This is a genomic window from uncultured Thiothrix sp. (assembly GCF_937873765.1).
Lineage (GTDB): Bacteria > Pseudomonadota > Gammaproteobacteria > Thiotrichales > Thiotrichaceae > Thiolinea.
Genome location: NZ_CALMZC010000067.1, coordinates 1 through 20,812, shown reverse-complemented (window position 1 = coordinate 20,812; position 20,812 = coordinate 1). Strand labels below are relative to the sequence as shown.

General features: G+C 44.6%; 19 protein-coding genes and 2 tRNA genes. 5 read left to right on the top strand and 16 right to left on the bottom strand.

Annotation, left to right across the window (positions count from 1 at the left end; translation table 11 throughout):
• Positions 1 to 8 precede the first annotated feature (8 nt).
• Positions 9 to 1,106: a tRNA guanosine(34) transglycosylase Tgt gene (gene tgt / locus Q0307_RS18765; RefSeq protein ID WP_298662845.1), complete on the top strand. Its 1,098-nt coding sequence runs from the start codon at positions 9 to 11 to the stop codon at positions 1,104 to 1,106.
• On the opposite strand, the gene glk is transcribed toward tgt, so the two are convergent.
• From glk to Q0307_RS18715, 10 genes are all read right to left on the bottom strand, one after another.
• Positions 1,103 to 2,092 (bottom strand): glucokinase, encoded by a 990-nt coding sequence (gene glk / locus Q0307_RS18760; protein WP_298662829.1) that lies wholly within the window; start codon positions 2,090 to 2,092, stop codon positions 1,103 to 1,105. The two genes, tgt and glk, sit on opposite strands and share 4 nt — an antisense overlap.
• Positions 2,093 to 2,176: 84 nt before the next feature.
• Positions 2,177 to 2,914: an oxygen-insensitive NADPH nitroreductase gene (gene nfsA / locus Q0307_RS18755; RefSeq protein ID WP_298662828.1), complete on the bottom strand. Its 738-nt coding sequence runs from the start codon at positions 2,912 to 2,914 to the stop codon at positions 2,177 to 2,179.
• 10 nt (positions 2,915 to 2,924) lie between these two features.
• The gene (lepB, locus tag Q0307_RS18750) at positions 2,925 to 3,848 is read right to left on the bottom strand and encodes a signal peptidase I (RefSeq protein WP_298662827.1); all 924 of its coding nucleotides are present in this window, start codon (positions 3,846 to 3,848) and stop codon (positions 2,925 to 2,927) included.
• Positions 3,849 to 4,739, bottom strand: coding sequence for a GTPase Era (era, locus tag Q0307_RS18745; protein ID WP_298662824.1), 891 nt, complete (start codon positions 4,737 to 4,739; stop codon positions 3,849 to 3,851).
• Positions 4,732 to 5,400: a ribonuclease III gene (gene rnc, locus Q0307_RS18740; RefSeq protein WP_298662822.1), complete on the bottom strand. Its 669-nt coding sequence runs from the start codon at positions 5,398 to 5,400 to the stop codon at positions 4,732 to 4,734. Before rnc ends, era begins: the two co-directional genes overlap by 8 nt.
• 5 nt (positions 5,401 to 5,405) lie before the next feature.
• Entirely contained in the window at positions 5,406 to 5,789 is a 384-nt protein-coding gene (locus Q0307_RS18735; RefSeq protein ID WP_298662821.1) for a DUF4845 domain-containing protein, read from the bottom strand.
• A gap of 60 nt (positions 5,790 to 5,849) precedes the next feature.
• Positions 5,850 to 6,620 carry a signal peptidase I gene (gene lepB / locus Q0307_RS18730; protein WP_298662819.1) on the bottom strand — a complete coding sequence of 257 codons (771 nt, stop codon included), beginning with the start codon at positions 6,618 to 6,620 and terminating at the stop codon, positions 5,850 to 5,852.
• A gap of 47 nt (positions 6,621 to 6,667) precedes the next feature.
• Positions 6,668 to 8,473 carry a translation elongation factor 4 gene (gene lepA / locus Q0307_RS18725; RefSeq protein WP_298662817.1) on the bottom strand — a complete coding sequence of 602 codons (1,806 nt, stop codon included), beginning with the start codon at positions 8,471 to 8,473 and terminating at the stop codon, positions 6,668 to 6,670.
• Positions 8,466 to 8,690: a glutaredoxin family protein gene (locus tag Q0307_RS18720; RefSeq protein WP_298662843.1), complete on the bottom strand. Its 225-nt coding sequence runs from the start codon at positions 8,688 to 8,690 to the stop codon at positions 8,466 to 8,468. Before Q0307_RS18720 ends, lepA begins: the two co-directional genes overlap by 8 nt.
• A 22-nt stretch (positions 8,691 to 8,712) precedes the next feature.
• On the bottom strand, positions 8,713 to 10,143 hold the full coding sequence (locus Q0307_RS18715; RefSeq protein WP_298662813.1) for a DegQ family serine endoprotease: 1,431 nt from the start codon (positions 10,141 to 10,143) through the stop codon (positions 8,713 to 8,715).
• A 309-nt stretch (positions 10,144 to 10,452) separates the two neighbouring features.
• Here Q0307_RS18715 and Q0307_RS18710 point away from each other — a divergent pair, with 309 nt between their 5' ends.
• The gene (locus Q0307_RS18710) at positions 10,453 to 11,457 is read left to right on the top strand and encodes an adenosine deaminase (protein WP_298662811.1); all 1,005 of its coding nucleotides are present in this window, start codon (positions 10,453 to 10,455) and stop codon (positions 11,455 to 11,457) included.
• A gap of 351 nt (positions 11,458 to 11,808) precedes the next feature.
• On the opposite strand, the gene Q0307_RS18705 is transcribed toward Q0307_RS18710, so the two are convergent.
• From Q0307_RS18705 to mutS, 4 genes are all read right to left on the bottom strand, one after another.
• Entirely contained in the window at positions 11,809 to 12,972 is a 1,164-nt protein-coding gene (locus tag Q0307_RS18705) for a slipin family protein (RefSeq protein ID WP_298662810.1), read from the bottom strand.
• A 250-nt stretch (positions 12,973 to 13,222) separates the two neighbouring features.
• Positions 13,223 to 13,295 (bottom strand) — tRNA-Asn (locus tag Q0307_RS18700).
• A tRNA-OTHER gene (locus tag Q0307_RS18695) sits at positions 13,294 to 13,367 on the bottom strand. Before Q0307_RS18695 ends, Q0307_RS18700 begins: the two co-directional genes overlap by 2 nt.
• A 181-nt stretch (positions 13,368 to 13,548) precedes the next feature.
• Positions 13,549 to 16,122 carry a DNA mismatch repair protein MutS gene (gene mutS, locus Q0307_RS18690; protein WP_298662809.1) on the bottom strand — a complete coding sequence of 858 codons (2,574 nt, stop codon included), beginning with the start codon at positions 16,120 to 16,122 and terminating at the stop codon, positions 13,549 to 13,551.
• A 544-nt stretch (positions 16,123 to 16,666) separates the two neighbouring features.
• Here mutS and Q0307_RS18685 point away from each other — a divergent pair.
• Together Q0307_RS18685 and Q0307_RS18680 are read left to right on the top strand one after the other, a co-directional pair.
• Positions 16,667 to 17,113 (top strand): hypothetical protein, encoded by a 447-nt coding sequence (locus tag Q0307_RS18685; protein WP_298662807.1) that lies wholly within the window; start codon positions 16,667 to 16,669, stop codon positions 17,111 to 17,113.
• 125 nt (positions 17,114 to 17,238) lie between these two features.
• Entirely contained in the window at positions 17,239 to 18,207 is a 969-nt protein-coding gene (locus tag Q0307_RS18680) for a RimK family alpha-L-glutamate ligase (RefSeq protein ID WP_298662806.1), read from the top strand.
• Here the strand turns inward: Q0307_RS18680 and Q0307_RS18675 are convergent.
• Together Q0307_RS18675 and Q0307_RS18670 are read right to left on the bottom strand one after the other, a co-directional pair.
• Positions 18,190 to 19,092, bottom strand: a complete 903-nt coding sequence (locus tag Q0307_RS18675; protein ID WP_298662804.1) for a Rossmann-like and DUF2520 domain-containing protein — start codon at positions 19,090 to 19,092, stop codon at positions 18,190 to 18,192. The genes Q0307_RS18680 and Q0307_RS18675 overlap by 18 nt on opposite strands.
• Positions 19,093 to 19,126: 34 nt before the next feature.
• Positions 19,127 to 19,705: a 4-oxalocrotonate tautomerase family protein gene (locus Q0307_RS18670; RefSeq protein ID WP_298662803.1), complete on the bottom strand. Its 579-nt coding sequence runs from the start codon at positions 19,703 to 19,705 to the stop codon at positions 19,127 to 19,129.
• Between the two features lie 92 nt (positions 19,706 to 19,797).
• Here Q0307_RS18670 and Q0307_RS18665 point away from each other — a divergent pair, with 92 nt between their 5' ends.
• Positions 19,798 to 20,673 (top strand): LysR substrate-binding domain-containing protein, encoded by an 876-nt coding sequence (locus Q0307_RS18665; protein ID WP_298662802.1) that lies wholly within the window; start codon positions 19,798 to 19,800, stop codon positions 20,671 to 20,673.
• Positions 20,674 to 20,812: the final 139 nt, after the last annotated feature.

Below are 20,812 nucleotides of genomic sequence, written 5' to 3'. Positions count from 1 at the left end.
TGTCGCACATGCAGTTTGAGCTACTCAAAACTGAAGGGATGGCTCGCCGTGGCCGCTTGAGTTTCCCGCGTGGTGAAGTCGAAACGCCCGCTTTTATGCCAGTCGGTACTTATGGCACGGTTAAAGCGATGACTCCGGAAGAACTCAAAGGGATTGGCGCACAAATCATTCTCGGTAATACCTTCCATCTCATGCTGCGTCCCGGTACAGAGATCGTGCGTTTGCATGGTGATCTGCATGAATTTATGCATTGGGATAAACCGATTCTCACCGACTCCGGTGGCTTCCAAGTCTTCTCACTCGCCGCGATGCGCAAAATTAGTGAAGAAGGCGTGCGCTTTCAGTCACCGGTGAATGGCAGCCCGATTCTGATGACGCCTGAGTCCTCCATGCAGGTACAGCGTGAATTAGGTTCAGATATTGTGATGATCTTCGATGAGTGCACACCCTACCCTGCGACACATACTGAAGCCAAACAATCGATGGAACTTTCACTGCGTTGGGCGGCTCGTAGCAAAGTCGCACACACTGGCAATCCTTCTGCCTTATTTGGGATCGTGCAGGGCGGTGTGTATGAAGATTTACGCCTGCACTCCGCAGAGCAGCTACAAAAAATTGATTTTGATGGTTATGCCGTGGGGGGTTTAGCCGTTGGTGAACCGAAAGAAGATCGTGATCGGATTTTAGAAGCCACAGTTCCCCATTTACCTGCGAATAAGCCGCATTATTTAATGGGGGTGGGTAAACCAGAAGATATTATTGAAGGCGTGTTGCGTGGAATTGATATGTTTGATTGTGTTATTCCTACACGGAATGCGCGCAATGCCTTTTTATTCACCCGCTATGGGCAATTAAAGCTCCGTAATAGCCAATATCAACATGATACCCGCCCGATTGATGAGCAATGTGTTTGCTACACTTGCCAGAACTATTCACGTGCTTACTTACGGCATTTAGATAAATGTGGAGAAATTCTCGGTGCACGCCTGAATACCATTCATAATTTGTATTATTACCAAGAACTGATGCAGGGTATTCGCTCCGCGTTAGAGGCGGGGCGATTTGCTGAATTTGTGCGTGAGTTTTATGCGCTGCGTGCACATTAAGCGGTGCAGCTAATGCCAATTTTATCAAAACGTTGATTCAGAGAGGCGGCAGCTCCGCGTAAGGCTGGGTTGTCGGCCTCAATAATATAAACCGGCACTTTTTGCATAAAACCGGTGAAGCGTCCTTTGGTTTCAAACGCAGCACGAAAACTAGAATGAATAAAATAATCGCCTAAATTAGGCACTATCCCGCCGCCAATATACACCCCACCGGTTGCACCCAAGGATAAGGTTAGGTTACCTGCAACAATTCCAAACCACTCACAGAATAAATTCATGGTTTCCATACAGGCCGGGCACACTTTGGCAATCGCGCGCGCCGAAATATCAGCCGGTTGTAGTGAATCTGGCACTTTACCATCTAAACGACAAATCACCTGATAGAACTCTTCTAAACCGGTACCGGATAACAAGCGCTCAGCCGACATATGTCCATATTTTTCCCAAAAGGCCGCGAAGACGGCCAACTCCCGTGGATTGCGTGCCCCTAAAGTCACATGCCCACCTTCACCGGATAAGGGATACCAACCAGCGGCGGAGCGAATCAAACCTGAAACACCCAAACCTGTCCCCGCACCCAATAAAGCAATTGCACCGTCTGGATCAGCAACTCCACCACCGACTTGCTTTAACTCATTGGCGTCTAATAAGGGAATCGATAAAGCCATCGCCGTAAAATCATTAATCACTTTTAAACGCTCAAAACCAAAGCGTGCGCGAATCTCGCGAATGCTAAACGTCCAAGCATGATTAGTGAGTTTGATCGTATCTTGTGTGACGGGAGTCGCGACATCAATCGCCGCCTGCTTGATTTGATGAAGAGGTGCTGAGCTTAGAAATAGCTCTACTACTTCAGCAAGACCTAAAAATTCATTAATTTTAAAAGTTTTAATGTAACTAGGACGTAGTGAATCCGTTTCTAGCAGTCCTAAACGAATATTAGTTCCACCAATATCGATAGCGAGGGTAGTGTAGACAGCAGACATATTTTTTTCCTTAAGCTGTTGCCTGATGCGGCGTTGAATTATTTTACATCATGAAAAAAATAAATGCTGCTACCCATCAAAGTTTTAACGTAGTAAGAAGCCTCGGTTTTGTAAAAACTTTAACAAATGGGGACGCTGTTTTTTCTGCACCGCTCCTGCGGTTTGCGCTGACCAATTCGACACCCGCTGCTGACTGCCACGTGTTTGATAATAGGCTTGCATTTGTTGGTCATAGGCTTCAACTTGTGCAGTGACTTGGCTTAAATCATAACGATCTGTATGTAGGATCGTGTGCATTGGGAAACGTGGTTTAACTGCATTAGTCTGTACCGGCCAACCTAAACACATACCAAACACTGGGTAAACCTGTTCAGGAAGTTTTAATAGATCACAAACTAACTGCGGATTATTGCGAATACCACCAATGAAAACCCCACCTAAGCCGATTGACTCAGCAGCGAGCAAGACATTCTGCGCCACCAAAGCGGTATCGACCGTAGCTGTAATAAAATGCTCGGTATGCCCTTCTAAAGCCCCTAATCCATTTTTTACACAGGCATAATTCACGCGTTGCAAATCGGCGCAAAATACTAAGAAGACTGGAGCAGCCACTACCCAAGTTTGCCCACCGGCTAATTCTGCGATTTTCGCCCTTACTTTGGTTTGCGCGACTTGAATGACCGATGCCGCTTGAATAAAACTAGAAGAAGCCGCGGCTTGACCGCAGCGAATGAGACTTTCTAAAGTTTCTTGGGAGACCGATTGTTCTGTGAATTGACGCACAGAGGCATGGCTTAGCATAGTTTCCATCACAGTCTTCATCACTGACTCCTTAATGTAGCACTAAACCGACCCGCGCCCATTGTAAGCCGCCCAGTTCACGATTATAAGAAAACCAAATTTGGCGAGCGCGCCCTGTAATATCCGCTAATGGTACAGTACCAAAATAGCGCGAATCATTACTATTATTGCGATTATCGCCGAGTACAAAGACTTGCCCCGCAGGCACGGTTAAATCAGTTGAGGGTATGACAGCACGAGGGCTCTTCCAGATGACCGGCCATTGTTTCTGCTCATAGCGCTCTTGAGCCACAATCGTCCCGTTCTGCTGAACACTTTTTACCAATAAGGGTTTATTGTTTACCGACACGGTTTGCCCACGGATTTTAACTTGATCACCCGGTAAGCCAATGACACGCTTGATATAGCCCATCGCACGATTATTCGGATAGGTGAAAGTGATAATATCGCCGCGTTGAATCTCTGGCTGGCAACCTAAACAATTATAATGTTTATCCGCATAAATAAAATCGCCGGCAATTAACGCTGGCTCCATACTCGCCGAGGGAATTCGAAACGGCTCAATCCAGTGCTTGCGTACTTGTTGCGATAGTAAGGGAAATAAACACACTGTCACTATCAGAATGAGAAAAAGATAAGTACCCGTACCTTGCCAACTAGCCGGCGTATAATTGGATAATTTAAGAGCCTGTACAAGCGCATCGATACAACTAACTAACCAAATCAGCAAGGCTAAGCCAATCGAACCGAGCATGACCCAAGCCGTCCATTTATCCGGCAAATAAGGCATGGTTAGACCAACTAACGGAATTCCAAACAACCACGAACCCAGCATAAACCAAGCGGCACGATTCACTTGCCCATTATAAAGCTGCCCTAAACCAGGCAAGAACAGACCCAGCAGAAAAGCCAGCCAAGCTTTGCGTGGGCGATTAAGTGTACTTGTTGCATCCATTTAGTTATTGGAAGAAATCCCTAAAGCCTGTAGATGACGTGAGCTGTTTTCCCAGTTTTCCTCCACCCGTACCCATAGGCGCAGCAAAACTTTTTGCTCCAAAAAGGTTTCTAAAGCTACTCGTGCAGAACTACCGATCCGCTTTAAGGTTTCCCCTTTGCGCCCAATGATGATGCCCTTTTGATTGTCCCGGCTGACCCAAATGCAGGCGTGAATTTCAGTAATTTCAGCACGTGGCTCAAATTTTTCTATTTCCACCGCGGTGGAATAAGGAATTTCTTGATGTAGATAAGTCATGAGCTGCTCACGGATTAACTCACCACAAATAAAGCGGGTGGACTGATCTGTCACCTCATCTTCCGCATAACTCCATTCACCCTCAGGCATTAGGGCGATCAGCTCATTTTTTAGCGCTTCGGTATTAATCCCCTTAGTCGCAGACAGGGGAAAAATAGCTTTAAACTCACGTTTAGCCGCAACCTTCTGGAGCCAAGCCAACAAATCAACTTTCTGTTTGACCCGATCAACTTTATTCGCTACTAAAAAAACCGGACAGCTTAAATGCTGCAAGCGCTCTAAAACTAAACTATCCTCATCCAACCAGCGCTCTGCTTCTACGATCATAATTACTGCATCAACATCCTCAAGTGCTGCAACCGCTTGGAGGTTAATCGTTTTATTTAACAGGCTTTTGGAAGTGCGATGAATGCCGGGCGTATCTAAGAAGACAATTTGGCAAGCATCTTCACTGAGAATCCCCCGAATATTATGTCGAGTCGTTTGAGGTTTATTAGCTGTCGCTGAGACTTTAAAACCCACTAAATGATTCATTAAAGTCGATTTACCCACATTAGGCCGACCAGCAATCGCTACAACGCCATATTTAGACATGCTTCATTACCTGCTCAAAGGCTTTCGCGGCTGCATCTTGTTCCGCCTTGCGACGACTACCTGAAATACCTAGGGTACAAATATTTAAAGCGGGCACTTTACACTCAGCCGTAAAGGTTTGGCGGTGTGCCTCGCCTTCTACTTGAGTTAGTTGATAACTCGGCAAATCATAGCCACGGGATTGCAAATACTCTTGCAGGCGACTTTTGGGATCTTTTAAATCATCTTCAGTGGGTAATTGATTGAGTAAATCACGATAAATATGCAGGACAAAACGCTCTGCTTCACTGATACCCTGCTCTAAGTAAATACAGCCAATCAGTGCTTCTAGAGCATCAGCCAGAATTGATTTACGGCGAAAACCACCACTCTTTAGCTCACCCTGCCCTAAGCGCAGAAAATCACCCAAACCTAAACCTGCAGATAGAATCGCAAGGGTATTTTCATTGACTAAAGAGGCACGTAAACGACTGAGGTAACCTTCACTTGCTCGAGGAATACGCCGATAAAGCTCCGTGGTGATAATAAGCCCCAGCACACTATCACCAAGAAACTCCAATCGTTCATTATGTTTACCATCTGCACTACGGTGAGTGATGGCACGTACAAAATTGTCGGTGGCCATCAACTCAACCGAAATTAATTTTTTTAACTTATCCAAACAACCTATTGTCCTTTTAATACCTCGGCATGATGAAAGGTCATTAGAAAATCAATATTTCCTAGCCAAGGCTTTCTTACTTCATAATCGACCACCAAGGCTTTCACATTTTTATTGTCAGCTTGAGACTGCACTGAAAAATGCTCACGTTTGATGGTATACATACCATTAATATTTAAATAATCGTCTAATTTGCCGCGTAACCCTTGTGTATTAGTGGCACTAATCGAGGGATCTTCAGCAATCTTTTTCATGAAAGATTGCACGCTATAAAACTCAACATACACAGGTACTAATTTAACACCGCTGACAAAAGCCAGAATCAAAATACTTAGGACACTGACCCAGCCTAGAAATGACATACCACGCTGCTTTTTTCTTGTTTTCATTTTTTGACCCCAATTTATTGTTAACTATTTTTGTTCGGGCTAAGTATTACTTCATTATTTTTAATCAATCAACCCAATGCGTTTGAAATTCAAACCATCGCCACCCCAGTTAAAGTGCATCCATACTAACATGGCTTTGCCCACTAAATTTTCTTCAGGAACTAATCCCCACATACGGCTATCATTACTCATATCACGGTTATCGCCCATGACAAAATAATGACCTTCAGGAACTACAACCTCTCCAGTACGGCCTGAAGTGTTCGGCAAAATCAGAATATCATGATCCACTTTACCCAAAGTTTCCTTTAGACGAAGGGTGGGATGCACTTCACCTTGCTGATCATGGGCATCGTATTCACCCAACTCTTGGCGTGCAACTGACACGCCATTCACTTTGAGTTCCTTATTATCCCATGCAATCACATCACCCGGCATACCCACTAAGCGTTTAATGAAGTCGATTTTTGGATCATTTGGAAAACGAAAGACCACCACATCACCGGTTTTAGGCTCACCTAAAGGAATAATTTTAGTATGGGTAATCGGCAAGCGAATACCATAGGTGAATTTATTAACTAAAATAAAATCACCGATCTCTAAAGTCGGCAACATAGAACCAGACGGAATCCGGAAAGGCTCAGCAATAAATGAGCGCAGCAGTAACACGATTAATAAGACCGGAAAGAAGGAGCGTGCATATTCCACATACCAAGGTTCGACGCGACGACCAAATTTACTTTTATTGCGGGTAAAAAGACTATATAACAGCCAAATTAAGCCACTTACTAGCGTAGCAACGACCAGCCAAAACTCTAAGTCCATATCCATGTAGGCTATTCCTTCTTAATACTCTTCGTTATTCATTATCAATAAAATTATTTATCACTGACGCGCAGTACAGCTAGAAACGCTTCTTGAGGAATTTCCACACTACCCACCTGTTTCATGCGTTTTTTACCTTCTTTCTGCTTTTCCAGTAATTTACGTTTCCGGCTAACATCCCCCCCATAGCACTTTGCCAATACGTCTTTACGCATCGCCTTCACGGTACTACGAGCAATAATCTGGCTACCAATCGCCGCTTGAATCGCAACTTCATACATTTGCCGTGGAATCAATTCCTTCATCTTTTCCACTAATTGTCGGCCACGCGATTGAGCGAAATCCCGATGCACCATAATGGCGAGGGCATCCACTTTGTCACCATTCACTAACACATCGACCCGCACCATCGGTGCTGGCTCAAAGCGGTCTAAAGCATAATCGAACGAAGCATAGCCACGGCTCACAGATTTCAATTTATCAAAGAAATCCAACACCACTTCCGCTAAGGGCAAGTCAAAGACTAAGGAGACTTGGTTGCCCATATATTGCATATTTCTTTGCACACCACGCTTATCAATACAGAGTGTAATCACATTACCTAAATATTCTTGTGGAACTAAAATCGTACCGCGAATAATCGGCTCACGAATTTCATCAATCTTATTTAAAGGAGGCAGCTCTGATGGGTTATGCACAAAAACTTTTTCACCGTTCGTCAACACGACTTCATAAATAACTGTGGGCGCAGTAGTGATTAAGTTTAAATCATACTCACGCTCTAAGCGCTCTTGGACGATTTCCATGTGCAACATGCCCAAGAAGCCGCAGCGGAAACCAAAGCCTAAAGCTTGCGAAGTTTCTGGCTCATAAAAGAGTGCCGAATCATTCAGTTGGAGCTTAGATAAAGCATCCCGCAGGTTTTCATATTGATCAGCATCCACAGGGAAAATACCCGCGAATACTCGAGGCTGGATTTCTTTAAAACCGGATAAAGGCTTATCTGCAGGCTTTTGTGCATCGGTAAAGGTATCACCGACTCGTGCAGCCGTGATTTCTTTGATCCCTGCAATCACAAAGCCTACTTCACCCGCTTTTAGGCTATCTTTGTCCAAGCGTTTAGGGGTAAAGACACCCACTTGTTCTACTTGGAAATCGCGTCCGGTCGACATCGCGCGAATTTTCATCTTCTTGCGAATTTCGCCATCCACGACCCGCACCAGCGAAATAACACCGAGATAATTATCAAACCACGAATCAATGATTAAAGCTTTTAAGGGTGAGTCTGGATTGCCCACCGGCGCTGGAATGCGCTCAACTAGTTGCTCTAATAAATCCTCAATACCAATACCGGTTTTAGCACTGACATGCACCGCATCGGTCGCATCAATGCCAATAATTTCTTCAATTTCTTGGCAGACCCGATCAGGGTCAGCGGAAGGCAAGTCAATTTTATTTAAGACCGGCACAACTTCGAGATTCAGCTCAATCGCGGTATAGCAGTTGGCAACACTTTGTGCCTCCACACCTTGCGAGGCATCAACGACTAATAATGCACCATCGCAAGCGGCTAGAGAGCGTGATACCTCATAGGAGAAGTCTACGTGCCCGGGGGTATCAATAAAATTGAGCTGATAGGTTTGCCCATTTCGTGCTTTATAATCGAGCGAAACGCTTTGTGCTTTAATCGTAATACCGCGTTCGCGTTCTAAATCCATGGAATCCAATACTTGAGCTTCCATTTCGCGTTCTTCTAGGCCGCCACAATATTGAATAAACCGATCCGAGAGAGTCGATTTCCCGTGGTCAATATGCGCAATAATGGAAAAATTCCGGATGTTGGGGTTTACTTCAGCCATCTTGTAATGCTTGTCTCACCATGTCCTCTTCGAAAAAATGGAAACACACGACCTCAGTGCCGAGTGTGACCACCGGCACATCCACGTTATAACGCTTGCGTAAATCCGGATTTTTATCGATGTCGACTAATTCTAATTCAAATGCTAATTCGTGCTGCAAATACCGCAGCGCGGCTATCATTGCATCACACAAGTGACAGCCGAGGCGATAATACACGGTTAGGGATTTTTTTGCCTGTCTATTCAACTTTCATAGCCAGAAAACGTGCAGCACCTTCGCGATAGACTAATACCGCAATGGTTTTACCCTTTTCAATTTCACTAAGAATTTTCTTAACTTCCTCAGGTGAATTCACAGGTTTACCATCTAATAAGCTTAATACGTCACCTGCGTTGAGACCCGCACGTTGGGCAGGATCACCAATTATTTTTTCGACTAACACACCACCTATTGATAAGCCTAAAGCCTCCCGGATCGTGTCATCAAGCGGCGTCAGTTGCATACCTAACACTTCTACACTTGCAGGATTATCTGCATTAGCTTCCTCTGGCTCAGCTTGTGCCGCACCTTCTTCACCGGGTAATTCACCGATTTTTAAGTCCACTTCTTGACGCTCACGATTCCGAATTACCGTGAGCTTAACTGTCTCCCCCGGAGCCACTGTACCGACCATAGCGGGTAAGCTGCCTGCATTAGCGATTGTTTTGCCATTTAACTCAATGATCACATCGCCTAATTGCAAAACATTAGTCGCGGGTCCTTCTGGAACAACTTGAGTAACTAAAGCCCCGGTTGGGGTAGTCATACCAAACGACTGTGCTAGATTTTGATCCACCTCTTGAATATAAACCCCAATCCAACCGCGCGAGACCTTACCTTTGGTTTTGAGCTGAGAAACCACATCCATCACGATATTAATCGGAATCGCAAAGGATACGCCCATAAACCCACCTGAACGGCTATAGATCTGTGAGTTTACCCCCACAACTTCACCATCCAGATTAAATAGTGGCCCCCCTGAATTACCGGGATTAATTGCTACATCGGTCTGAATAAAAGGTACATAAGTGTCAGTTGGCAGATTACGCCCAGTCGCACTCACAATTCCTGAGGTAGCACTCGACTCAAAACCAAAAGGTGAACCAATCGCTAATACCCACTCACCGACTTCAATCGTGCCAGAGTCACCGATTTTCAGCGTTGGCAAATTCATAGCTTCAATCTTGAGAAGCGCAACATCACTACGCTTATCACTACCAATTAACTTAGCAGAGAACTCTCGCCGATCATTGAGCTTTACTAAAATCTCATCAGCCCCATCTACAACATGATGATTAGTGATAATGTAACCATCCGCTGATAAGATAAAACCTGAACCTCGTGCATCTGCACTAAAGTCTTCAGGGACACCATTGCCGTTGGGATTACCGAAGAAACGTTTCATCAACTCATCGAAAGGCTCTTCATACCCCGGCGCAGTATCTGGTGGCGCTTCTGGAGTCACTTTTTGCTGATGGCTGGTGGTAATATTTACCACAGCCGGCCCATTGGTTTTCACCAGCTCAGTAAATTCCGGCAAGCTGCGTGCCTGCACAGAGGCGCTAAGGCAAACAACTCCTGCAAGTAACCATTGCAAAAGCCGCATATAACTAGCCGGTTTATAAGTCATTGAGAGTCTCCAAACACATGTTGTTCAAATGCTACAAGTTAAACTAGCTTACCCGAATCTAGGCTCGCATAGCTATAGGTGCTCGAGGCTGAATACAGCTTAAAATTCCTTCATCAACTTATTTTTTATACGATTTTTAGATTATTTGCCGGAAGTTTTACAATCAGCCACGACCTCATTTCCACCACAGTTCATTTTAAAAATTAATCATGGTGATAAGTTTTCAGCTTAAGTCACTGTAAGTACGTCGCCAAGACCACAGAATTACATTATGTTAGCAGTTTAGCCAACTTGCTAAGGAGCATCGCTATGCATGCGTTTCACCAGTTTCTGAATGAACTACCGAAAGCCGAACTACATATGCATCTTGAAGGTAGTCTTGAACCTGAATTAATGTTTAAACTGGCGCAACGTAATCAAATTACGCTGCCTTTTAATTCAGTAGCGGCAATTCGCGCCGCTTATGAATTTAGTAACTTGCAAGATTTTTTAGACATCTATTACCAAGGCGCAAAGGTTCTGCAAACGGAGCAAGATTTTTATGACCTGACTTGGGCTTATTTAGAGCGCTGTCATCAACAAAATGTTCGGCATGTTGAACCCTTTTTCGACCCACAAACCCATACTGAACGTGGTATCGCGTTTAGCACAGTCATTAATGGAATTCATCAAGCACTACAAGATGCCTCCACCAAGCTCGGGATTAGTAGCTATCTAATTATGTGCTTTTTGCGGCATTTACCAGAAGAAGCTGCCTTCGCAACTTTAGAGCAAGCTTTACCCTATAAAGATAAAATTACTGCTGTCGGTCTAGATAGCTTAGAAAAAGGCTTTCCACCCGAGTTATTCGAACGCGTCTTTGTTAAAGCTCGAGCTGAAGGCTTTCTAACAGTCGCTCATGCGGGTGAAGAAGGCCCCCCTGATTATATTAAACAAGCCTTGGATTTACTAAAGGTTGAGCGCATTGATCATGGCGTCCGTTGTGTTGAAGCTCCAGAATTAGTGGAACGACTGATTCAAGCGCAAATACCGCTGACGGTCTGTCCCTTATCTAATATTAAACTTTGTGTGTTTAAGGATATGCGTGAGCATAATATTTTAGAACTACTTGAGCGAGGCGTAAAAGTTACCATCAACTCTGATGATCCTGCCTATTTTGGTGGCTACATGACTGAAAACTTTATCGCCGTGGCCGACGCCTTACAGATGACTAAAGCTCAAGCTGTAAAGCTTGCAAAAAATAGTTTTGAAGCCAGTTTCCTGCCTAATTCCACTAAAATAAGTTGGGTTCAAACATTACAAAATTTAGCTTAGACTGCAAGAAAATAGGTGATACCTTAATGCTACTCGCTGCGTTGCTACGTGCTTTCATGGGTGTTGCCACAAAAAAAATGATGCAGGAATATAAATTATCATCCTTGCATCTTAGCGCTACACAAGCCGTGTAGTGGCCTTAGGTGCTCTTTATTTGCAGTTTTTATTTGGGAGAACATTTGCTTTGGCATCAATGGTTAGGCAGTTTGATGATTGTGATTACTTCTCTTTTCATCTTATTTCCTAGCCAACAAGCTAACATCCATATTAGCGATATAACAGCTTATACTGATCTATTCAGTGAAACTTATTTCTGTTTTTTCCTCAGCGCGTTGGCCGTGCTGACTATAGTCAATGCTTTGGCAAGCGCTCTGTCAGCTTCACTAAATCATTCATCACGCTATCTAAACCACCGTACACATTTAAGTGTTGGACACGTCCAGTAATTTTTTCCAAAATCTCCAGCTCTTTCAAGCGCAACAGCACTGGATTGCCCTCCATCACTTTAGCAGTATTATGCAAGGAACGTGTTTCTTGGGTCTCTTCGCGGCGCCGGATTAAATTAGCTTCGGCCTTTTTTTCCGCTTCCACCACTTGCGCCAAAATCGCTTTCATTTCACCCGGCAAAATAATATCTCGCGCACCCACTGTGTTTAGCTCCAAACCATAGGCAACCACTTTTTCAGCAACTATGCCCTGAATTGTTTGATTTAACAGATTTTTGTCCGCTAATAACTCATCCAAGGTTTGCGTTGAGACTACTGTACGTAAAGCCAATTGCAACTCGCGATACAAATAGTCTTTGTGGTCAACTAAGCTAGACTTAACCAATTGAGCCTCTTTTACCTGCCACAAGGCCGATAAATTAATCCGTAAACCAACCCGATCTTTGGTCAAGATTTCTTGGCCATTCACCTCCATGGTTTGCAAGCGCGTATCTAATTGGCTGACTTTAATCATGTGGTTAAACTGCCACCACACATGCACACCCGCTGGTAAAACTTCACGCTGCACCCCATCTACTTCCAAAAAGCCAATAAAACCTTCTGGCACGGTACTGATCAGGATGGCCGCTAAAGCTGCCTTGCGTAAAGTAGCTTCTTTAGTAGTTACTAGTTGATTCGCCAAAACTTTAGGTACGCGCATGTCCTCAGCAATATTTAATTTGCGCACTTCAATCTCGCGATTTCCACGCCAATAAGCACCGCGTTCAGCAGGCGCCATTAGATCTTTCAGTACTTTATCTTGATAAACTAAACCGACCTCATGTTCACCGGTTTCCCAGCGTTGAAGATGCTCAGCAAAACGCTCTGGATAGCTATCTGCCAGTGTCAATAACTGCTCTGCAACTGGATGAGTAATAGCGTTAGTCGCATTCACGACTTGGACTTTATATTGCTTATTAAAATTCCAAAATTTATACACACCCGTTGTTAAAATTTCTACAAACTGCTCATTTTTGAACAACAACCCGCGATGTGCCTCAGGTATAATAAATTTTTCTTTAAATAACATGGTGTTGTCCTTTTATTTAAAATGGCATTCCTCCCCACCACAAGCGGCTAGTGACTTTAGCCAGACTAGGAGCCTATCTTCAGCCCTGAGTCGAAACTCTTAGCGGTTAGCAGCTCGCAGCCTAACAACCCAGCCTCTAGGCGTTCTAGGTGGTGTTATTCAGGCGAGTAGCCTTATGACTAAACACCTGAATAACTTGGAGGTTTGCCTTTGTTTGCCCTTGCGGGCGATGATTACCGTTTCAGGGTAAACTTGCTAATTGGAGTCGAACCAATTACCGCTTGATTAATAATCAAGTTCTCTACCGAATGAGCTATAGCATGGGGCAACTGGTTGGAGTCGAACCAACGACCTGCCGATTACACGCGGTTGCTCTACCACTGAGCTACAGTCGCACATCTGCTCACCTCTGTACTGATACGCAGACTCACCAGCAGTGGCAGCGTCAGGTGGGTTTTAGAACCGACTCCGCAAGTAACAGAGAGTATGCAGATGCGAGAAGTATGGCAGGAGATGTGCAGAGAGTATTTAAAAATGCAGATAGATAGCACAAAAAGATTAAAAATTATTCATTAGCTAATTCAACAGCTTCCTTAAGCGATATAATGCCTCTAATGCCTGCCGTGGTGTCATGTCATCCGGCTCCAAAGCCAGCAAAGCAGCTTTCACTTTCAAAGCAATCTCATCCTTCGATTCTGTAGGAGTGCCAAACTGCAACGGCAAGCTTTGCCCCACGGGTGGTGGGCTTGCTGAATTTTTTTCCAAAGAAACTAGTTTCTTCTTCGCCTGCCCAATCACTGTTTTCGGTACACCCGCTAATTGCGCTACTTGTAAGCCATAGCTTTGATTCGCAGGGCCATCTTTTACAGCATGCAAGAAGACAATTTTGTCACCGTGTTCGACTGCATCAATATGCACATTGGCTATCGTGCTGATTTGTTCGGCCAAATGAGTGAGTTCAAAGTAGTGAGTAGCAAAGAGGGTAAAAGCCTTGCGTTCACGTGCTAAATAATCGGCAAACGCCCAAGCGAGTGATAAACCGTCAAAGGTGCTAGTGCCACGTCCGATTTCGTCCATCAAAACAAGGCTGTGCGCAGTGGCGTTATTGAGAATATTCGCGGCTTCGGTCATCTCAACCATAAAAGTAGAACGTCCAGTGCTCAAGTCATCCTGTGCGCCAATACGAGTGAAAATACGGTCGATATTACCCAAGCGCGCGGATTCAGCGGGTACATAGCTGCCAATATGTGCCATCAACACAATCAGCGCCACTTGGCGCATATAGGTCGATTTACCGCCCATATTCGGCCCTGTGATCATCAGCATGCGTCGTCGAGCATCCATGTAAAGATCATTCGGCACAAAGGGCGTATCCAGCGTGCGCTCTACCACCGGATGGCGGCCAGCAATAATCTCAATACCCGCACCTTCCACTAATTTCGGGCAATGGTAATTCAAGGTGTTGGCACGCTCAGCGAAATTAGCCAGCACATCTAATTCAGCCACCGCTTGTGCGGTTTGACGTAATGGAATGAGATGCTCTGCCAGTTGTTGGAGCAGTAATTCATATAAAGCTTTTTCACGCCCTAAAGAGCGCTCACGGGCGGATAAAACTTTATCTTCAAACTTTTTCAGCTCGGGCAGAATGAAGCGCTCGACCCCTTTTAGGGTTTGGCGGCGGATATAATCAGTCGGGATGCGATGCAATTGGCTTTGTGGAATTTCTACATAATAGCCATGCACGCGATTGTAAGCGACTTTGAGCTTGTCAATACCGGTACGCTGCTTTTCACGTGTTTCCAAATCCAGTAAATATTGATCAGCGTTTTCGCTTAGATTGCGCAGTTCATCCAAATCTGCATCATAACCGTCCGCAATCACGCCTCCATCACGAATCACTACCGGTGGATTTTCAACAATCGCACGCTTTAGCAATGTCTGCAGTTCGTGGTGGGTGTCGAGTTGATGTTGAAGTTGTGCAAGTTGTAAATCATCTAGTTGTATAAGAGCGGCATGCACGGCTGGCAATACTGTCAGTGAATCACGCAAGGTCGATAAATCACGCGGACGCGCAGTACCCAAGGCAATGCGTGAGGCAATACGTTCAATATCACCTACACTGCGCAGCGTGCTTAAAATCCCTTCGTAGCGATAATTGTCTAGCAGCGTCCCCACAGCTTGATGACGTAAGTGTAACTCATGACGATCACGCAGCGGTTTATTCAGCCAGCGCCTTAACAAACGACTGCCCATGCTGGTAGAGGTCTTGTCTAGCACTGACACCAATGTATTTTTATGTTCGCCGCTTAAACTATGTTCCAGCTCCAAATTACGCCGGCTGGCTGCATCGAGAATAATCCCTTCATCGCTTTGCTCAACCTTCAAACTATTCAAATGCGGCAGAGCAGTGCGTTGGGTTTCTTGCACATAATTGAGCAAAGCCCCTGCTGCCGCGATAGCCAAAGGCAGATTCTCGCAGCCAAAACCACTGAGATCATGCACGCCAAATTGTTTGAGTAATAAACGTGTCGCAGTTTCTAAATCAAAATGCCAAGCAGGACGTGCGGTAGTGACGCGGTGGCGTACCCATTCCAAACGCCAATCTTCTTCATGCAGAATTTCGGCGGGTTGTAAGCGTTCAATTTCATTCTGCAAAGAACTCAAACCGTCGATTTGTTGCACTGTAAAGCGCCCACTACTGAGGTCAATGGCGGCTAAACCAAATTGCTCTTGATCCTTATGTAACGCTATTAATAAATTATCGCGTCGATCTTCCAGCAGATAATCATCCGTCAAGGTACCGGGCGTGAGTAAGCGCGTAATTCTGCGCTCCACTGGCCCTTTTGATTTCGCAGGGTCACCCACCTGCTCACAAATCGCCACCGATTCACCGGCCTTTAAGAGCCTTGCCAAATACTGCTCCACCGCATGATAAGGCACTCCCGCCATTGGAATGGGTTCGCCCGCTGAATTACCGCGTGCGGTCAGAGTAATATCCAATAACTGTGCCGCCCGCTTCGCATCTTCATAAAACATCTCATAAAAATCGCCCATGCGATAAAACAAGAGAATCTCAGGATACTCAGCTTTAAGACGTAGGTATTGCTGCATCATCGGAGTGTGATGGCCAAGATTATTTAAGTCGGTCATTTCGGCTTGGTTTTAAGTAGTATCAGATCAGTTGTGGGGTGCGGACAGTGGGAATTTTACCTTTTTTGTGCTGGAAAAAGGGGGGTCAACCTAGAAATTTTTTCTTTTCCTCATTTGTGGCATCGCAAAACCGGCCTCCCATAAGGAACTGAGTTTACATACCTGCCCCTTCCTTAAGACAAAAAATTGCATAATGCTTCAGAAGCAAGATAAAAAATATTTATAAAACTCAAAGCACTAAGCTCTCAGTAAGCTCGCTTATGCATAATAGCAATTGTTTCCATGGGAAACGGCTCAAATAAAAATAACTGAGCATTCAGGAAGCCTGTTACCCGCGAGAACTGATTCCTCCTCCAATCAAAAACGTACTCTCCTAAGCGTTAATTTCAGAGGTTTCAGGCTTCCATTTTCAGTTAAACTGTCAAAATGCTCGCACTATTATCGACCTAGCCCCGCCACTTATAACTTTTCGCCTACCAGCCTTGCTGATATCGCCTTAGACTCAAATTGCCTTTTTAGAGCGTAAGGAAAAAGGGATAACAGAATGATGAAAGGGATTTTTAACTATCAAGTGCCTGGACGTGCTCCCAGCATGAATGAGATTACCCTCAGTAATAAGCCTAATATTTCAGTGAGCACCAATACTCCATTTCAAAGCAATACCGCTAGCCAAGCCGATCAACTGACTAATATCCAGTCACAGATTCTGAATCTTTTGCAAGGAGTCCTGCAAAAGCTAGGCCTAGGTAGCGGGGAAAACCCAGTTAATCCGCCTAACGGTGATGACAGTACACAAAACAAACCACCTAAATACGATCATGGTAACAATCCTAAATGTGGAGCTGTGACGACTCAAGCAGTCGGTGAAGAAGACGGCTGCATCAAAGATCCTACTACAGTGACCACTTTGGCGTTAGGTGAAGAAGATGGTGGTATAACTACTCAAGCCGTGAGTGAAGAAGATGGCGGTATAAATTCAGGCAAGTGGTGAAGAGGACTCCAATGCCAGTTAAGCTTGGTGCATAAAATAATCTTTCGACAATCAACACAGTTAAAACCTGAATTGCAGAGGGGCTTTGGTGTTCCTCTCATTTATACCGACTTAAATAAACCATCATGACAATAAAGATTCTAATTATTGGTTATCCGCAGCAAACTCAAACCGCGCATCAAATTAAGACTTTACAAAGCTTAGGCGTTGAAGTCATCACTTTCGACCCTTATGGTCAAGAAGGTCGCTATGCACCTTTAACTTGGCAAGGTCAACAAATCACTTGGCAAGGTCAGGATATTAGCCATAACAAAATCGGTGCGATCTTGGTTTGTGCTCAAGCACCAGACATTCCTACGGAAGCCGCTTTTTGCAGCAACGAACATCAGCATCTGAACTGGGAAACTTGGTTCCAACATTATGGCTTACAGCGTGATCGCAGCGATACCCTATTGAGCTTGTTATTACTGTATGAACAAAACGGCGTGCCGATGTTTAATCCACCGTCTCAAACTTTACTTTCGCGCCGCAAACCCTATCAGCTCCAACAATTGCAGGCTGCTGGTTGCCGTTTACCGGCAAGTTTGGTCACGAATGATCCGGCTGAAGCTCAACGCTTTATCGCCGAACAGGGTGAATGCATCATTAAACCGGCAGCGGGAGGATCATTGACGCTTTCTGCTAATCAGCTATTAGAACAAGGTGGCATAGACAATTTAGTCATGGCCCCTGCGATTATTCAGCAACGCATTCAGGGTGAGGATTTAAGAATAGTGGTGGTGAATGATGCGGTCGTATCTTGCGCTGCGGTTGGTGTGCCTCAAGGTACGATTGATTTTCGTGGGGAGCACAACTACCAACAAGGTAAAATCACTTATACTGAAGTGAGCCTGCCCCGCTTGATCGAATTACAGTGCAGACGCTCGGCTGCCTTACTTGGCTTACGCTATACGGGTATTGATATGAAACTCACCCCCGAAGGCGAATACTATATGCTCGAATGCAACTCTAGCCCCATTTATTTGGATGTTGAATATAAACTCAAACATCCAATTACTGAGTCTTTATGTATGGCCTTAGTGAATGCAAGCTGAAGAATCTGCTAGAACTTGAGCGACTGCATTTAGGTCAGTTTCGGGTGTTTTTTGCTTCTGCCTCGCTAATTGCAAAGCTTCTAAGCCTAGCAGACGATAAACCTCAGCCTCCAAAAGCAAACTAGTTTGCAAGGCTGCTAGCTGCCTTGCGACGACTCCAGCATCACCGCGTGCAATCGGGCCTGTCAGTGCATCAACAGGCCCTAACTTAAATAGATTGGCAACGGTATCTTGAACGATAGGTTGTAATATTTTTAAAGCCAAGCCTTGCTCAACACCAGCTTGGGCGAAAGCACGCAAGCTCAGATTTTGCAAAGCGACTAGATAGTTGCAAGCAAACACACTCGCAGCATGATAGAGCGTTTTCTGCTTTGCATCGATTTTAAAACTAATCCCACCAATCGTTTGAAACAAAGGCTCTACTATTGCTAAAGCCTCCGCATCACCTTCTATACCGCAATAGGTAGGTTGAAACGAAAGCACCGCTTGCTGAGGCTGTGCAAAACTTTTAATCGGATGCACGCTAGCAATATAAGCGCCCTGTTCTTTCAACGGTTGCAAAATCGTTGAGGCAATGGCTCCACTGCAATGAAACACAATGTCACCGGCTCGCAGCAGCTTAGCTTGAGCTAATTGAGCACAGCAAGTTTCTAGAGCTTTGTCAGAACAACCCAGCAAATATAAATCTGCAGGGTTTAAGTTTTGGAAAGAACCGATAGCCTGACCTTGCCCAATAAACTCCACAGCCGCTTGACTACTCTGCAAAGAGCTATTCAGCACTTGCGCAATGCTCACTAAATCAGTCCTTGCCCACAGATACGCTAGAGTTTGACCTAAATGGCCACAACCGATGAAGTTGAGGCAAATTTTAGAAAGTTGCGCCATGCGAATTTATCCCAAAGACTATTCTATGAATGAACTAAACAGACTTTACGCGCTTTGCTGAGCTTGACCGATCAGCAAACATTTTAGTGAAAAAGTCTACTGTACAGAATCTAACAACACGCTTCACTAAATTTGCGAGCTTTAAAAAAAGAGCATCGATTTCAGCTCGTTGTAAAGCATGCGCCCGCTGTATATAAAACTGATACTTGTCATTAGTTAGGTACTGAGAAGCTAGATAGCGTTGAGCTTGCGTCTGGCCTGCATAGCCCCAATCGCTAGCCGATATCTCCGTTAACACAATATAACTGGCCTTTTCCACCAACCCAAGCAGAGTCGTTAGCAAACGATATAACTCTAGAATAGCCTGCGTTTTTTCAGTTTCTGTATTTGTGCCAGCCATAATATAGGCTTGTATAAAAGCAGTTTGAGTTGAGATCGCTTGCTCAGCAACAAACCATTGATCTGGCGGCAGATACTCGACTGTAACTGCCACTAAATGGCGTTTCTTACGTAGCGTATGCTCCATGACTTCTGTCACTCCGCGTATCAATTGTTGAAGTTTGAGCGCTGTCAAAGGCTGTGCCATAGCGAGTTTGACGATGATATAAGGCATAAGCTTCGTCCTAGTCGTAAAAGATCGCTTTACCTTAAAACAAATATGTGATCACATATAACGATTTATTTTTATTAAATTAATCGTTAATTATGATCAATAAAGCCAACCCCTTTAAATTTGCTAATCTCAGCACGGAGGTTCTGCGTAGTTTTGTCACGGTTGTTGAGCAAGATGGTTTTATTCGAGCTGCCAATTATTTATTTAAAACCCAATCGACGGTTAGCCAACACATCCAACGTTTAGAACAAGAATTGAATATTACTTTATTTACCCCCGTAGGGCGAAAACGAGCCCTAACACCCAGCGGTGAAATATTCTTAGTCTATGCAAAGCGTTGGCTTAAACTCCAAGAAGAAGCTCAATTAGCCTTAGCACAAACGGCGCTTGAGGGTGAGGTGCGTATTGGAGTGTCGATGAGCATGGGTGAGCAGTTTATTCCTGAATTACTCGCACAATTCGCGCGCTCTTACCCTGCATTACGTTTATCCGTTGATACAGGACATAGCTATCATTTAGTCCAAGGTTACCAAAATGGTCTTTATGATTTAGTTGTCACCTTAGAGCGCGATCCTAGAGATGGACAAATTCTAAGCGAAGATAATATGGTTTGGATAGGACAAGCCGGTTACGAATGGAATCAGCACAAACCTTTACCACTGGCCGCTTACGTTAATCCTTGTCAATTCCGTGATGCCTGTACGCAGGCTCTCGATCAAGCAGGTATTAGTTGGCAAATGATCTACAGTGCCAATAGTCTAAATAGCTTAATGGCTTCAGTACGATTAGGATTAGCGGTTACAGTGCGAGCCAGCAATGCGGTGATTGCAGAAACTGAAGTACTCACTCCTCGCTTAAACTTACCAAGCTTGCCCAAGATAAAAATCGTTTTAAGAAATCGCAACCTAACCGACGCACAGAATTTAGTGGGCGAGCTACTAAGCAGACAAGGAGTAAAGGCCGTTTAAAATAAACTAACTAGATACTGAAATCGTAAGGAATTTATTTATTTTGCTGAATTAAGCTTGAGGTGGTGCCCCCCCCCCCAGAGCCATAAGTATCTACACAAATCCCCGGAATTTCTTGATAATCGGGGATATGAGTCCA